General features: G+C 69.6%; 11 protein-coding genes and 3 pseudogenes. 6 read left to right on the top strand and 8 right to left on the bottom strand.

All coding sequences use genetic code 11. The features are described from left to right. Nucleotides 1-9: 9 nt before the first annotated feature. A complete protein-coding gene (locus AB0Q96_RS35935) occupies nucleotides 10-1,629 on the bottom strand; it encodes a vWA domain-containing protein (RefSeq protein WP_365332978.1) in 1,620 nt (539 codons plus the stop codon). 663 nt (nucleotides 1,630-2,292) lie between these two features. On the opposite strand from AB0Q96_RS35935, the pseudogene AB0Q96_RS35930 reads away from it, so the two are divergent. After that, nucleotides 2,293-2,439 (top strand): annotated as a pseudogene (locus AB0Q96_RS35930) (IS5/IS1182 family transposase); the annotation flags it as partial. A gap of 126 nt (nucleotides 2,440-2,565) precedes the next feature. Then, nucleotides 2,566-3,147 (top strand): hypothetical protein, encoded by a 582-nt coding sequence (locus AB0Q96_RS35925; RefSeq protein ID WP_365332976.1) that lies wholly within the window; start codon nucleotides 2,566-2,568, stop codon nucleotides 3,145-3,147. A 44-nt stretch (nucleotides 3,148-3,191) separates the two neighbouring features. Here AB0Q96_RS35925 and AB0Q96_RS35920 read toward each other — a convergent pair. The 3 genes and pseudogenes from AB0Q96_RS35920 to AB0Q96_RS35910 all read right to left on the bottom strand — a co-directional run. Beyond that, a pseudogene (locus AB0Q96_RS35920) lies at nucleotides 3,192-3,341 on the bottom strand (IS256 family transposase); the annotation flags it as partial. 266 nt (nucleotides 3,342-3,607) lie between these two features. Further along, nucleotides 3,608-3,975 (bottom strand): annotated as a pseudogene (locus tag AB0Q96_RS35915) (DUF317 domain-containing protein). 553 nt (nucleotides 3,976-4,528) lie between these two features. Further along, a complete protein-coding gene (locus AB0Q96_RS35910; RefSeq protein WP_365332974.1) occupies nucleotides 4,529-5,011 on the bottom strand; it encodes a MarR family transcriptional regulator in 483 nt (160 codons plus the stop codon). 102 nt (nucleotides 5,012-5,113) lie between these two features. Here AB0Q96_RS35910 and AB0Q96_RS35905 point away from each other — a divergent pair, with 102 nt between their 5' ends. Then, nucleotides 5,114-6,613, top strand: a complete 1,500-nt coding sequence (locus tag AB0Q96_RS35905; RefSeq protein WP_365332971.1) for an MFS transporter — start codon at nucleotides 5,114-5,116, stop codon at nucleotides 6,611-6,613. Between the two features lie 497 nt (nucleotides 6,614-7,110). Here AB0Q96_RS35905 and AB0Q96_RS35900 read toward each other — a convergent pair whose 3' ends face one another. Both AB0Q96_RS35900 and AB0Q96_RS35895 read right to left on the bottom strand, forming a co-directional pair. Further along, on the bottom strand, nucleotides 7,111-7,623 hold the full coding sequence (locus tag AB0Q96_RS35900; protein WP_365332969.1) for a hypothetical protein: 513 nt from the start codon (nucleotides 7,621-7,623) through the stop codon (nucleotides 7,111-7,113). A 342-nt stretch (nucleotides 7,624-7,965) separates the two neighbouring features. Next, a complete protein-coding gene (locus tag AB0Q96_RS35895) occupies nucleotides 7,966-9,105 on the bottom strand; it encodes a helix-turn-helix domain-containing protein (RefSeq protein ID WP_365332967.1) in 1,140 nt (379 codons plus the stop codon). An 86-nt stretch (nucleotides 9,106-9,191) separates the two neighbouring features. Here AB0Q96_RS35895 and AB0Q96_RS35890 point away from each other — a divergent pair, with 86 nt between their 5' ends. Together AB0Q96_RS35890 and AB0Q96_RS35885 are read left to right on the top strand one after the other, a co-directional pair. Beyond that, nucleotides 9,192-10,247, top strand: coding sequence for a ferredoxin reductase (locus AB0Q96_RS35890; RefSeq protein ID WP_365332965.1), 1,056 nt, complete (start codon nucleotides 9,192-9,194; stop codon nucleotides 10,245-10,247). A gap of 7 nt (nucleotides 10,248-10,254) precedes the next feature. Beyond that, nucleotides 10,255-11,373, top strand: coding sequence for an acyl-CoA desaturase (locus tag AB0Q96_RS35885; protein ID WP_365332963.1), 1,119 nt, complete (start codon nucleotides 10,255-10,257; stop codon nucleotides 11,371-11,373). A gap of 87 nt (nucleotides 11,374-11,460) precedes the next feature. Here the strand turns inward: AB0Q96_RS35885 and AB0Q96_RS35880 are convergent, their stop codons facing one another. Then, nucleotides 11,461-11,988, bottom strand: a complete 528-nt coding sequence (locus AB0Q96_RS35880) for a hypothetical protein (protein WP_365332961.1) — start codon at nucleotides 11,986-11,988, stop codon at nucleotides 11,461-11,463. Nucleotides 11,989-12,072: 84 nt separating this feature from the next. Beyond that, nucleotides 12,073-13,107: a LacI family DNA-binding transcriptional regulator gene (locus AB0Q96_RS35875; protein ID WP_365332959.1), complete on the bottom strand. Its 1,035-nt coding sequence runs from the start codon at nucleotides 13,105-13,107 to the stop codon at nucleotides 12,073-12,075. Nucleotides 13,108-13,256: 149 nt separating this feature from the next. On the opposite strand from AB0Q96_RS35875, the gene AB0Q96_RS35870 reads away from it, so the two are divergent. Then, the gene (locus AB0Q96_RS35870; RefSeq protein WP_365332957.1) at nucleotides 13,257-14,366 is read left to right on the top strand and encodes a C45 family peptidase; all 1,110 of its coding nucleotides are present in this window, start codon (nucleotides 13,257-13,259) and stop codon (nucleotides 14,364-14,366) included. Nucleotides 14,367-14,404 lie beyond the last annotated feature (38 nt).

Genomic DNA, 14,404 nt, shown 5'->3' with positions numbered 1-14,404 from the left:
ACGTCTTGCTCAGTGTGCCGACTTGCCGCGTCGACGCTGCTTCCATGCCATGGACAACAGACCTCCGGTGACGAGGAACAGAGCGACGAGGCCGAGTGACTGGGTGCGGGCGCTACCGGCCTCCGCCAGCTCGTCTCCGTAACCACCGGGCGGGTTCGGCGGGTTCGGCGGGTACGTCGGTCCGGGCGTCGGCTCCGACGAGGTCGGCGTGGGGGTGGGCTCGGTGGGAGTCGGCGTGGGCTCCGTCGGCGTGGGGGTCGGTTCCGTGGGGGTCGGAGTGGGTTCCGTCGGGGTCGGCTCCGTCGGAGCCGGGCGGTTGTGGACGACGCAGCTCACTGCGGCCAGGCGCGGCACGTCCACCGTGAAGGCGGGGGCGGAGGACGTCCCCACGTTCGTGACTTCCACCGGCTCGCCGTCGTCGAGGTTGGTGCAGACCGCGTTCTTCGCGCCTTGCGTGACCAGCTCGTAGCCCGGCTGTTGAGCCTCGGCAACGGTGACGTCGGCGTCCGTGGTCCCGGCCGGGTAGGTCGGCCTGAAGACGACGCCGCCCGTTCCGTCGTCCACCGTGGTCTCTCCGGCCGGCAGCCCGCCGACCCCGGCCGTGGTGGTCGACGCGTCGAACTGCCAGCCGGCACCGGCCGGTTCGGCCCCCGTGACGTCCTCGCCTTCCGTGTCCTCAGGCACGATCTGCTTGATGACGGACAGTGTGCCCTCGCACTGCGCCAAAGCCATATTCCTCAGAGCCTCGCCCGCCGCGGCGAAGTCGGTCGTCTGGTAGTAGTCGGCGGTCTGCGGCGCGGGGTCCGCCGGATCGAAGGCATCCTCGCCCGAGATCGCTTTCAGGTTGATCCCCGAGATCCCTTCAATGCCCTTGCCCACGCCGACGGCGACGATCCTGGATCCCTTCGCCTTCACCGCGTTGGCGGAGAAGATCCCGCCCTCGACGTCCGCGAAGTGGGTGTTGGTGCCGTCGCCCGTGTACGGCTTGGCGAAGCGCGTCGGGTTGCCGTCCGTGAGGACGATCACCAGGTCGTACTCCGGAGCCGACCGCGCGACCGCGTTCAGCCCCTGGTCCCAGTTCGTCCCGGAACCGAGGGTCCACCCCTGGTACATGTCCTTGAACGCCTGCGCGCCGTCCTTCGTCGAGACCGGCATGAGGGCGGGATGGTTGGCGGTGCCCGTGCTGGGCGAGTTCCGGTCGAAGGAGAACAGCGCGAGGCGGGAAGGCGTCCCGGTCAAGGTGTCCGTCAGCCTGTCGGTCGCCGCTTTGAGGTCCGGCAGGGCTCCGCCGACAGACGCCGACAGGTCGAGGACCACGGCCACGTCCAGACCGCAGGCTGAGGGAAGCGGCGGGTTCACCCGCGACTGCTGCCAGATCCCGCCGGAAGCCACGTACGGCACCGCCGCCCAGTCCGTGCTGTGCATGAAGTCGGTGAGGGAGGAATACGTCTCCCCGCCCTCAAGCGCGGGGAGACGGAACTGGTACGCGGACTCCACCGAACCCGAGCCGCTGCCCTTGCCTGTACGCAGCGACGGGTTGACGAACCAGCCCGCGGGCACCCCTCCCGACACCTGCCGCACCCAGAAACGCGCCCCGGCGTTGGTCCCGCCGCTCTCCGTGTCCGGCACGGTGAAGCTGCAGTCTCCGTCCGCATCGGAAGTGCACCGCGCCCAGGCGCCTGCGACCGGGTCGGTATCGGCCTCGTCCGCGAAGAGGGCCAGCCGCACTCCGGGGAGAGGGGTGACCCCTGTGTCCCCTGTTCGGTCCCCTCCGGTCTTCACGGTGACCACCGACGCATCGGCGGCGGGTGTCGGAACATCGGCCCTCACTCCAGGCGCGGCCAGTCCGGCGAGGACGAAAACAGCGGCACCCAGAGCGAGCTGACGGCGTTGCGGACGCATGAACGGTCTCCAGGGGAAAGAAGTTCACCAAGCATGAAACTTAGCGACTTATGCCCAGATTTGCCCACTATGCGACATAAGTGAGCGTGTCGACAGAACGGGGAGCTCACACTTACCCATGCGTACCACCGAGCCCTTACGAGCTGGCGCGTGGTCACGTGTTGCGGTGCGGTGGGAGACGAGGTCGGCGGTGGCCCGGTAGGTGGCGGGTAGGACCTTTCGGGGCACCTGACTCTCCGTACAGCCAGATGGTCAGAGGAATCCTGGCTCGCGGCCGGGTTCGGCGTCTCGACCACGACGGCCTGGCGCTACGTCGACGAGACGCTGAACGTCCTCGCGTGGCATGAACGTCCAGGCCATCGCGCGGCCGGACGGCAGTTCAACCGCGACCATGCCCGGCTGAGAGCCCCGGGCGAACGCGCCTTCGCCCTGCTGAAGTCCTGGCGGCCGCTCCGGCGGGCCAGATGCTCCACCCGCCGCATCGGCACCATCGCCCAAGCCGTCCACACCCTGCTGACCTGCAGTTATTCAGGATGAAAAACGCCTCACTCAGGTCACTAGGTCCTGGGTGATGTCGCCTGTTCAGGTAAAGGTGCTCATGGAGAGTGCATGTGAACCCGAAGAGGAAGTGTAGGGGGATCCCCTCACGAACGGAGTAATCCGATGCTTCGGATCAGCACCGCACTCACCGCTCTCGCCGCAGTCTCCACCGCTCTTTTGCCCACTGTCTCCGCGGCCGGCGCCGACCGACCGACGGTCGTGACCGCCGCCGCGCCGAATCCGAACTTCACTGTCCGTTGCTTCACCACGCTCGGCGGTGTACAGCAGACCGAGAGTTGGCTCTTCCAGCCCGCCCCCAGCACTGCCGGCCGAACCATTTCGGCGACCCACCGCACCAGCTATCGCTCCTGCTCGGGCAGCGCCAGCAGTACCCTCAATCAGAACGCCCCCGTGATCTGGGACTCCACCTGTGAGGAGCCCTTCCCGGTGTTCAGCACCGAAACGGTCACCTACACCTGGAACACGGGCGACACCACCACCGTTAAGTACGACCAGGTAGTGATGACCCACGAGGCCGGCGGCAACCTGATTCGCTACCGGATGCAGAGCAAGGGCACCGTCACCGACGGCAGCGGCCTCGGCAAGGCGGTCACCCGCAGCACCCTGTTCGACCCGGTCGGCAGCGGCTGCAACAGGGACACCACCGAAGTGTTCGGCGTCACCGACTCCTTCAGCATCGTCTGACAGCCGGGTCTGTCAATCCAACGGTGCAACGAGGGTCGTTGGGGTTACCGACGGGCTGCGGAGGGGCGGCCGTCGAAGGCGTGCAGCGCGGTCTTCCAGCGCTTGGTGCAGCATGCCTGGCCCGTGCCCGTGGGGTCCAGGGACGTGATCGCCATGTAGACGCACTTCGACGCGGCCTGCTCGTTCGGGAAGTGGCGAACTCGGCGAACCGCTCCAGGGCGGTGGTCTCTGGCGGGACGGGGCCCTGCTGTTCGGCGTTCTCCGTCACGTAGACCGTTGTACGGCCGAGCGCGTCCTTCACGGCGATCACGTCGGCGATGCCATGCCGAAGCGGGAAGAAGGGGTGACGGCGAGGCACGCCGGGGTGTCGGGGTCGACCGCGGACAGCCGGTCGATGAGATCACGAGCGGTAAGGGTGAAGGACAACAGCAGCTCCTAGAGAACCGTGCGGGACCCCTGGTCAGCGGGGAGCAGCGGGTACGGACGTGGCCGGCACGCTGCCGACGGCGGCGGCGACAACGGTTGGCGGGGTCTCCTTACGGAAGGAGACCCAGTAGCCGGGCGCATCCGCGTGCCGGTGACGGCGAGCTTCCGGCCCTCTCCGTCGGTGCCGGGCCGGCCGTCGGGAAACCAGCCGAGGTAGAGCCGACCGTCACGGAAGTTGAAAGGGACATCGGCGCGGTCGTCGACGACGACCTTGAAGTCGGCGTCGGTGAAGAGGTCGATGACGTCCACCGGCTGCCCTGGGCCGAGCAGCCACGTCCGCAGCCTCAGGTCGGCGACAGTGGTGGAGAAACCTGGCCTCGCAGCATCGACGGTCGTGGGCATTCACGTCTCTGACCTGGAGCTTTTCGGGAAGGGGCCAACGTTGACATCCTTCTCGCCTGTCCACCAGTCCTTCCCCGCTTCTTCCTGTCCGCCTGAGGCGAACTCTCGGAGTGGGCCCTTGTTGTAGGGTCCAAGATTCCGCGGCACGGTCTCAGCCGCGATGGCACCAGGTTGGCACGTGTGCCATCCATCGGAGATCCGCAGGTCGAGCACGGCATCTTGCTGGTCAACCACTTTGCGGTGGGGTGATGATGGCCGCGCAGCACCGTCTCCGGCGCCTGATCTGCGACGGGAACACCCGTCCGGCCGGCGGCCGCGGGCGAGATGACCGACGCGGGGTCACGTGAAGCCACGGTGACATCTCGCCGGCCATGAAGTGGCGGTAGCCCCGCACAGGCAGACGGACGACCATGGCGGAATCCGACCCCGGCTCTCCGAAGCTCCTTCCGGACGAGATCCACCGACGGTGAGACCCTCCGCAATCTCGCACTGACGGCCACCTGTGGCGCCCTCCGGCTTCGGCGGTCCTCAAGGACGCCGGAGGGGCACGGTGTCACCGGCTCCGCTCGGCGAGGTGGGCGTCCATGGTGGCGTTCAGATCGGCCATGAACTGCTCGAACCGCTCCAGAAACTGGGGCGGATAGGGGGCCATCGAGGCGTCGAGACGGCCGGCGAGCGGGCCGAAGAATTCGTCCGCCCGCTCCCGGACATGTGCTCCGCTGCGCAGCGTGACGATGCGCCGGTCGGAGTGCTCGCGGGTGCGGGTGATGTGCCCGGCCGCTTCGAGACGGTTCAGCAGCGCGGTGGTGGCGCCGGTGGACAGGGAGATCCGCTCGCTCAGCCGCGCCGGCGACAGCGGGGCGCCGCGCTCCTCGGCAGCGGCGATCTCCAGGACCGCGGTTGCGTCGGTGGCGTGCAGGCCCAGCCAGGCGGCGAAGCGCCGGCTGAGCTCGGCGTAGTGGCCGCCGTAGATCCTCAGCAACTCCATCAACCGCTCACGCTGCTCCGCGACACCGTCGCGCACCGCTTCCTCCACGCCTCCGCCCTCCGCTCCTGCCGCACGGCCACTCCGCGTTGACAACCTACCGCCACCACTTTACCTTCACCATGGAATTACTTCACCATGGAGGTATCTGGAATGCGTGACCCGTCCCCCACCCCCGAGCAGACGACCGAGCCCTACCGGTGGCGGTGGCTGATCCTGGCGGTGATGATCCTCGCGGAGATCATGGATCTCCTGGACGCCTCGATCGTCAACGTCGCCGGGCCGGACCTGGAGAAGTCCCTCGGTGCCGGTTCCGTCGGGCTGCAGTGGGTGATCGGCGGCTACGCCCTCACCCTGGGCGCCGGTCTCGTGCTCGGCGGCCGGCTCGGAGACTGCTACGGCCGACGCCGGATGTTCCTGATCGGACTCGCGGCGTTCACCGCGGCCTCGCTTCTGTGCGCGGTCGCGCCGAGCATCGAGTCGCTGATCACCTTCCGTCTGCTGCAGGGCACCGCCGGAGCGATGCTGCTGCCCCAGGGGCTGGGCCTGCTGCGGGAGAACTTCTCCGGCCCCGAGCTCACCAAGGTCTTCGCGATCTTCGGACCCGTTCTCGGCTTGGGCGGCATCATCGGCCCGGTCCTGGGCGGCTTCCTCATCGAGGGCGACTTCTTCGGCCTGGGCTGGCGGTCAGTGTTCCTGATCAACCTGCCCATCGGCATCGCGGCACTGATCGTCGCCGCGAAGTTCGTGCCCAGGAAGGCGGGCGACCGCACGGTCCGGGTCGACATGACCGGCGCCGCCCTGGTCGTGGCGTCCTGCGCCCTGCTGGTGCTGCCGCTCAACCAGGGGCAGGAGAACGGCTGGCCGCTGTGGACGTGGCTGTCCATGGCCCTCTCCGTGATCGGTTTCGCCCTCTTCGCCCTCCAGCAGCGCCGCACGGCCGCCGCGGGCCGCGAGCCGCTGGTCACCCCGGGCCTGCTGCGCAAGCCGGCCTTCACCGTCGGCCTCGGAGGCATCGCTCTGTTCTTCGGCGGGCTCATCGGCACCCAGCTCGTACTGACCCTGTTCCTCCAGATCGGCCACCACTTCACCGCCGGCGACGCGGGCCTTGGCAACCTGCCCCTCGCGGTGGGAACCGCGATCGGCGGCGCCATCAGCGGTGCGTTCCTCGCCGACAAGATCGGCCGCAAGGTGCTCCAGATCGGACCGCTGGTCCAGCTGGCCGGCGCGGCCGTGCTGTGGTTCGAGCTCGACGGCCTCGACGCCGCCTCGTTCTCGATCTGGGACATCGCTCCCGGCGTGGCAGTGGCGGGCATCGGCGCCGGCATGGTGATCGCCGCCCTGTTCAGCTTCATCCTGGCCGCGGTCGACGACGACGAGATCGGATCCGCCTCCGGTGTCCTGTCGGCGGTCCAGGCGGTCGGCGGCTCCATCGGCGTCGCGGTCTTCGGGTCGGTGTTCTTCGCCCAGGCCAAGACCGGTGATTTCACCGGCGGCTTCCACCGCGCGCTGATCGTCCAGGCATGCTTGCTGGTGGTCTTCTTCGCAATCACCTTCCTGCTGCCCAAGAGGGGCCGCCCCGAAGACGAACAGCACGGCATCACCACCGAGCCCACCACCGGCTCCGACGCAAAGCAGCACCTCACCGTGTGAAACACAGCTGGGGAGAGCGCCCACCGAAGCGGCCTCCCCACACACCGGCATGGACCGACCAGGCATGACCCGACTACACGCCACGGGAAGAGCCCGGACGAATACCGCTGTTGGATTACGGGACAGCCTCGGCACCGAACGCGTCATCGGTCAGCGAAACGTCGGATCACCGGTTCGTCCGTCCCGACCGATCGGCAGAATCCGCGAGGAAATGCCACCTCCGTGAGACGGAACAGCGTGCCGTCCACCCGAGACGGCGGAAGAACCGCCGGTCAGCGACCCCGCCCAGTGCCACGAGCGGCGAGGCCCCACAGCCCTCGGGTAAGGTCGCGGATTTCGTCGCCAAATCTCAGGCCGGTTGGCCATTGCGTGGCCACTCGGCCACGTGGCTGAGACGGGCACGTCAGCAGCCTTCGCCTCTCGCCCTCACCGTAGAGCTCTGCGAGGGAAGCGCGTCGCGCCCGACCGACGCATCGCCCGCAACCGCCGTGGGGTGCTCACTTGTCGCAGTGCTCGGCGGGCTCCTGGCGAGCAGGCGCATCGCCGACGTCCTCGCCATCCTCCCTTTCGTATTCGGCCGCACGGAGCGCCGTCGGGTCGCGCAACCACTGCCGCCCGTCGCTGTCGATGAACTGGATCGCCCGGACCGGGGCCCCGCCCTGCTCGATCCCGAAGTGGCTCAGAAGGAATTCGTCGAGGGCTCGGTGATCGAAGACCATTCGGGTGCAGGGTGGGATGGTCTCGAAGGCCATGAAGACCCATTCATGCTTGGCAGGGTCGATGTTCGCGTCCGGCGCGTACCACCACAGCTCGACGTTGGTCACCGGATCCAGCGAGCGGTTCACGATGATGACCGTCTCGGCAAGCTCGCCGGCCGACTCGGTCCAGTAGCCGACCCTCCCAGCCTGTTGCCGCTCGTCCTGGTCCAACTGCCTGCGTGTCGCGTCGACGCTCGACGACGCCACCGTGGCGCTGAAGAACAGGCCGATCGCTGCGGCGATGGCCGTCAATGCCGTTGCCCAGGGCGCCAAGGATTCGCCGAGACCAGGTGGCCGCCGCGCCGCCCCCGGTGATGCGTTGGCCGGCGGACGTCCGCGGCGGGCATACCGCCGGCGTGCCCTGACCGTGGGGGAGGTCACTCGATGCACCACGACATCACTATCAGCCGGAGGACGCATCCCGGCCACTGGGTGTCCGCCACCTGGCAGGAGAGAACGGACCTGACCGGCGCCGGACGGGACCCTACACCTCGTGCAGGTTCACAAGAACGGCACCAAATTCTCAGCGTCGATTGCATACACGGGCCGTAGTGGACCGCTCGCGGACTCGGTCGTGGACGGGCGAAGTACGCGTCAGCTGACCCGAAGACCGACCGCCAGCGTCAGTTCAAGGACCCGCTGTGGCGATGCGAGATCCGGAAACAGCTCCCGCAGCTGCGACATCCGGTACCGGACGGTCTGGGGATGGACGAACAACGCCGCCGCCACCTCGTCCCGCCTGCCCTGGTAGAGCAGCCACGCCCGCAACGTCTCCTCCAGTCGCCGTGCGGTCGCGACAGGCAAGGTCCGCAACGACGCGAGGGCTCGGGCCCGCAGATCCGCGAACGCGTCCACGTCAGCGCTCAGCACCAGCTCGGGCAGGTGGTCCTCGGTGTCGCGGATGTCGGAGGAGAGGGAGCGCGCGCGTGCGGCTCGTTCGTACGAGGCCGATGCACGGATCCATGGCCGGGCCGGGCCGACCACGGCGGTGCGGTCGGTGAGCTGCCGCAGGAGATGTGGCCGGTCGGCATCGGGGACGAGTAGCACACCGGAGGCGTCCGGCAGATCGTCGAGGACGAGGGTGTTCGGGTCGAGCGTGCGGTAGGCGGGCCGGGCCTGGGCGGCAGGCAGCAAGACGGCGGTCAGCGAAACCGGAGGCTGCCACCCGGCCCGTTGAACGGAGGCCAGCAGCACGTCCGGGCTCGCGCCGGCGAGGAGGTCGCGGGCCAGGTGTTCCAGGTGACGCTCGTGGGCCCTGCCCCGGGCGGCCAGTTCGTCGGCGTGACCCGCGGCGCTCGCCGCGGAGAGCTCGTCGATGTAGGCGAAGGTCAGCTCGGCGAACTTGGCGACCTCGGCGGCGGGCAGCCCCGCGGGTACGGCACCCGCCGCCAGGCATCGCCAGGCCACACGGGCGCCGACGCGGTAGGCGCTGAGCAGGGCGTCCATCGAACGTCCGTCGCGCACCTCGCCGCGGCCCAGCTCGTAGGCCGCGTCACCGGCGTCGCCGCCTGTGGCGTTCCCGCTCGCGAGGTCCAGATAGTGCCCCAGGGCGGTGCGGACGGCTCGGCGGATGGTGACGCCCATGCGGCCCGCGAGAGCGTTGGCGTAGGGAGGGACCTCGTCGATGATCGCCTGGACGACCTCGTCGGCGGTGGTCTTCAGCGCGGCCCGAAGCGCGGTGACCGTTGCCTGGTCCAGGGCCAGGTCGGTGACCCTCCGGATGGGATAGCTCATGCTTTATTCCCTGCGAACAATTCAGCCGATCAAATTTACATCTTTTGGTCAGGACTTTACCCCTTGAAGCGCATCAAGCTGGGGTCATGACGAGTGCAGCCCTCCGCAGTAGGGCGTGGAAACTGCTGGAGACGATCACGACGCCGCTGCTGCCGTCGGACTACCTCGACCTGGTCAGCCCCCTGCGGGCGGGAGCAGACCTGCGGGGGCGCATCGAGGCCGTGCACCCCGAGACGGATGACGCCGCGACCATCGTGATCAGGCCGGGAAGGGGCTGGCGCGGCCACACGGCCGGTCAGTACGTGCGGATCGGGGTCGACGTCGACGGGGTGCGCCTGTGGCGTGCCTACTCCATCACCTCGCCGACAAACCGCCCGGACGGCCGCGTCACGATCACCGTGAAGGCGATCCCGGACGGCAAGGTCAGCAACCACCTGGTCCGCAGGGCGAAACCGGGCACGCTGGTCCAGCTCGGCCAGGCAACCGGTGACTTCGTCCTGCCGCAGGCCAAACCCGCCAAGGTGCTCTACCTGACGGCCGGCAGCGGCATCACGCCGGTGATGGGCATGCTGCGCGACATCGAGTTCGACGACGTCGTCATGGTCCACTGCGCGCCACAGCCGCAAGACGTGATCTTCCGCGACGAACTGCACGACCTGGTCGCGGACAAGAAACTGCGGCTCACCGAGGTGCACACCCACACAGACGGCATGCTCGACATCGCCCGCCTCGACGAACTGGTGCCCGACTGGGCCGAGCGCGAGACCTGGGCCTGCGGGCCCGCGGGCCTGCTCGACGCCGCCGAAAGACACTGGACCGAGCACGCCGTACAAGAGCGCCTGCACACCGAACGCTTCCGCCCCGGCATCGTCGTCGCCGGCGACGGCGGCGAGGTCACGTTCAGCGCCACCGGCAAGACCGTCGACGCGGACGGCGCCACGCCCTTGCTGGACATCGGCGAGGAGGCCGGCGTGCTCATGCCGTCCGGGTGCCGCATGGGAATCTGCTTCGGCTGCGTCACACCGCTCAAGGCGGGCGCCGTCCGCGACTTGCGTACCGGCGAGATCACCGAGGCCGAGCCTGGTGTCCTCATCCAGACCTGCGTGTCCGCCGCGGCGGGCCCCTGCGACATCGAACGGTAGGAACACCTTGACCGCCATCGACCCCACCGCCCACCTGACCGCGGAGCAGATCGAGGAGCTTGGCCGCGAGCTGGACGCGATCCGCGACGAGGTGATCGCCGACCGTGGCGAGAAGGACGCCGCCTACATCCGTAAGGTCATCTCGGCGCAGCGCAAGCTCGAGCTGGTCAGCAGGGGCGTGCTGCTGTTCTCGTTCTTCCCGCCCGCGTGGCTGCTCGGCACCGCCGGTCTGTCCGTGGCGAAGATCATGGACAACATGGAGATCGGCCACAACATCCTGCACGGCCAGTGGGACTGGATGCGGGACCCGAAGATCCACTCCACCACCTGGGAGTGGGATCACGTCTCGCCGTCCGAGCAGTGGAAGCACTCGCACAACGAGCTGCACCACACGTACACCAACGTGATCGGCAAGGACAACGACCTCGGCTACGGCATCATGCGCGTCGACGAGGACCAAAGGTGGTACCCGTTCCACCTCGGCCAGCCGCTGTGGAACTTCATCAACGCCTGCTTCTTCGAGTACGGCATCGCAGCGTACGACCTGGAGCTCGGCAAGAACCTGCACAAGCGCCGCCGCAAGAACCCGGAGTTCCGCGCGCGGGCCAAGGCCGTGGGCCGCAAGATCCGCAAGCAGGTGCTCAAGGACTACGTGATCCACCCGCTGCTGTCGGGCCCGTCGTTCCTCACCACGCTCGCCGCCACGTTCACCGCGAACCTGGTCCGCAACATCTGGTCCCACTCGGTGATCATGTGCGGGCACTTCCCCGAGGGCGTGAAGGTCTTCGAGCGCCGGTCGATCGAGGGCGAGACGCGCGGCCAGTGGTACCTGCGCCAGATGATGGGCTCGGCGAACATCAGCGGCAGCAGGGCCATGCACTTCATGACCGGCAACCTGTCGCACCAGATCGAGCACCACCTGTTCCCGGACCTGCCGAGCAACCGGTACGCCGAGGTCGCGGTGAAGGTGCGCGCGCTGTTCGAGAAGTACGAGCTGGAGTACGTCACCGGGCCGCTGCCCAAGCAGGTGTTCTCCGCGTGGCACAAGGTCTTCCGCCTCTCGCTGCCGAACAAGAAGCCCAAGGTCAAGACGCCGGACCGCGAGCAGGAGCTCGTCGCGGCCTGACTCCCGGTATCGGTTCGGATCCTTCGGCCGGACCGGCGGCACCGCCGGGTCCGGTGAGACCCGTCGCGGACGGCCGGCGGCCCGACCTCAGAGGTGGCTCGACTCGTCGTACAGCCTGTAGTGCCACCACTCTCGTCCCGCCCGGTACCAGGGCTGCCGGTGCGCGAACGGGTCGGGCAGGGTCCGGCGCCGCAGTTCCTCGTCCAGTCCCGCCAGCAGCGTCGCGAGTTCCCGGCGCGCGCCGGGCGGGAGCCGGGGCAGGACCTCGGACAGGACGTCCCGGGCGGCGGCCACATTCTGCGCGCGTTCGCAGTCCTCGCAGCCGCAAGGGGTCCTCCGGGGGTAGAGGTAGCGGCCCGGTTCCGCCAGGAACGCCCGGTAGCACCGCAGGGCGATCCCGGTGTCACCCGGGCGCAGGTCCGTCTCCCCCGGTGGAGTGCCCGTCTCCGCGCGGTGCACGGCGAGGGCCGTACGGGGGGACAGGCCGTCGATCCGGACGGGGTGTTCGCGCGGACCGGTGAGGTGCGGCCGGCTCGCGCGGGCGTACCGTCGCCGACCGGGCCGGCGGGGTGTCGCGTGCTGGGCGCGTAGCCGCCCCGGGCGGCTACGCGGCATGGGCCTTTCGGCGGAGGCGGGTCATGTCGTGATCATGGCTCGCGATGCGTGAGGTGTCCAGGGGCGCGTGCCCGCCCGGCCCGCTCAGCCACCCGCACCCGGCTGGGCGCGTCGCGTCGACGCGCGGGCGCGGAAGCGAGAGGTCGTCAGGATCGGGCCCTTGCTCGGTTCGCCGGCGATGCGGGCCTGGAGGAGGTCGAGGAGTGCCAACGTCGTGTCGGCGACGTGGAGTTCGACCGACGAGATCGCGGGGCGGCTGTGCCGGGTGTGTTCGGAGTCCGAGGCCGCCGCCAGCATCGTGCACTCGGGCACGGCGACGCCGCGGGCCGTGAGGCCCGCCAGCACTCCGGCCGCCTGGCGACCCGTGTGGCACAGGATCGCGTCCGGCACGCCGTCGTCGACGAGGGCGTGCGCGACGCGCTCGCCGCCCCGTTCGCCGTCGCGCTCCGCCGACGCGTACACGCGGGGCGCGATCCCCGCGCCCTCGCACCACGCGCGGTACGTCGCCTCGCTGTCGATGTTCCAGGCGTTCCGGTCGGTCCCGCGTACGAGCGCGACGGAGCGTGCGCCGTTGGCCGCGAAGTGCTCGTAGACGCGCCGGAAGCTCACGTTCTCGTTCTCGGTGGCCCAGTCGGTGAAGTCCGGGCGGCCGGGGTCGCGTCCCAGCGTGACGTACGGGATCCCCCGGCGTTCGAGGAGGGCGACGACCGGGTCGTCCAGGTGCGGCATCGTCACGATGTAGCCGTCGAGCGAGAGAGCGAGCGGCGGCGTCGGGCGCCTGGTCGGGTCGGGTACGAGCATCACGCTGAGGCCGCGGTCCATCGCCTGCGCCGAGACGGCGCCGATGTAGCGGGTGAACACGTCGACGCCGCGCGGCGCGTACTCGCCCAGCGAGTCGAGTGACCGCATGACCAGCCCGATCGCCCCGACCGACGCCCGGCGCAGCCCGCGCGCGAGGGCGTCGGCCTGGTAGTCCATCTCCTCGGCCACCGCGCGGACGCGCAGCCGTGTCGCCTGGCTCAGCGTCCCGGTGCCGTTGAGCGCCATCGAGACCGCGGCGACGGAGACGCCGGCGCGCTGGGCGACGTCGCGGATGGTCACGCCCTTCGAGCGGGCCACAGGGACCTCCTGGTAGACGGAGAGTGCGGAAGGTGACGTCGGGGAAGCCGGCGGATTGACTTCGACCGTTGTATTAAACGTTTTACCTGCCTAGCGTGGCGGCCGTTCCCCCTGTGATGGGCCTCACAAGGCAAAGGTCTGCGAACTCTATGAAGCTGCACATCCTGCGCTCGACCGCCACCGACCCCCGCGAGCGCGGCCACGAGATCGGCACGCTGTGCGGGGAGCGGGTGCGTGACGTCGGCGCCCGCTACCTGGAGCATTTCGCGCTGTCGGGCATCCCGGACGCCACCGTCCGCGAGATCACGGCGCGCAGTCACGACGCCCTGCGCGACTGGTACCCGGCGCTCGCCGAGGAGTCCGACGCGATCGCCGGGGCGGCGGGCGTCGAGGCGTGGCGGGTGGCCGCGGTCGGCGCCCGTACCGAGATCCTCGCCGCGGCGTCGGCACCCTCGAAGGGCGAGTGCACGACCGCCGTGTACGCACCGCCCGCCGGCGGCCCGCCCGAGACGATCCAGACCTGGGACTGGCACGACTCGCTGACGCCGGACGGTCTGCTGCTGTCCCTGGTGACCGGCGCCGGGCGCCGGGTGAAGCTCTTCACCGAGTTCGGCACCGCCGCCAAGATCGGGCTCAACGACGCCGGGCTCGGCCTGCACTTCAACATCCTGCGGCACCGCTCCGACAGCTCCGCCGGCGGCGTGCCCGTCCACGCGGTCGCGCGCCGCGTCCTGGAGGAGGCGACGACGGTGGCGGAGGCCCGCGACATCGTCGCCTCCGCCGAGGTGAGCGCCTCCACCGTGCTGACCGTCGTCTCCTACCGGGGCGGTCGCGCCGAGGACCGTGCCGAGGAGGACACCGACCGCACCGAGGCCGCCTCCATCGAGATGTCCCCCTCCGGGACCGCCGTACTGGAACCCGGCGCCGACGGCTGGCTGCTCCACACCAACCACTTCCTCGACGCCGGGCTCGCGGGCGGTGGCATCACCGTGCCGGAGTCGGTGTCGGTCGAGCGGTACGCGCACGCCCTCGCCGTACGGGGCGGCATGACCGGCCGCTCCGCTCCCGAGCGCGCGGCGGCGTTCTGCGGCGCCGAGGGGGCCGACGCGGTCGTGTGCGTGCGCGCCGATCCGGCCGAGCCGCGCCACGAGCAGTGGGGCACCTTGCTCACCGCGGCCCTCGACCTTCCCGGCTTCGCCCTCGCGTACCGGGCCGGCACCCCCGACACCGCGGCCCGCGAGGGCCTCGACCTGTTCTGACCCATCCGTCCCTCGCCGTGCTCTTCCTGCCCTTCCCA

Source organism: Streptomyces sp. NPDC093111 (genome assembly GCF_040683955.1).
Classification (GTDB): Bacteria; Actinomycetota; Actinomycetes; order Streptomycetales; family Streptomycetaceae; genus Streptomyces.
Note: the sequence above shows the minus strand (reverse complement) of the source record. Positions and strands in the feature narration are given on the sequence as shown.

Coding starts and splice junctions, on each gene's coding strand:
- AB0Q96_RS35925 (WP_365332976.1), top strand. CDS start 2,566: ATGCTTCGGATCAGCACCGCACTCACCGCTCTCGCCGCAGTCTCCACC.
- AB0Q96_RS35905 (WP_365332971.1), top strand. CDS start 5,114: ATGCGTGACCCGTCCCCCACCCCCGAGCAGACGACCGAGCCCTACCGG.
- AB0Q96_RS35895 (WP_365332967.1), bottom strand. CDS start 9,105: ATGAGCTATCCCATCCGGAGGGTCACCGACCTGGCCCTGGACCAGGCA.
- AB0Q96_RS35890 (WP_365332965.1), top strand. CDS start 9,192: ATGACGAGTGCAGCCCTCCGCAGTAGGGCGTGGAAACTGCTGGAGACG.
- AB0Q96_RS35880 (WP_365332961.1), bottom strand. CDS start 11,988: ATGCCGCGTAGCCGCCCGGGGCGGCTACGCGCCCAGCACGCGACACCC.
- AB0Q96_RS35870 (WP_365332957.1), top strand. CDS start 13,257: ATGAAGCTGCACATCCTGCGCTCGACCGCCACCGACCCCCGCGAGCGC.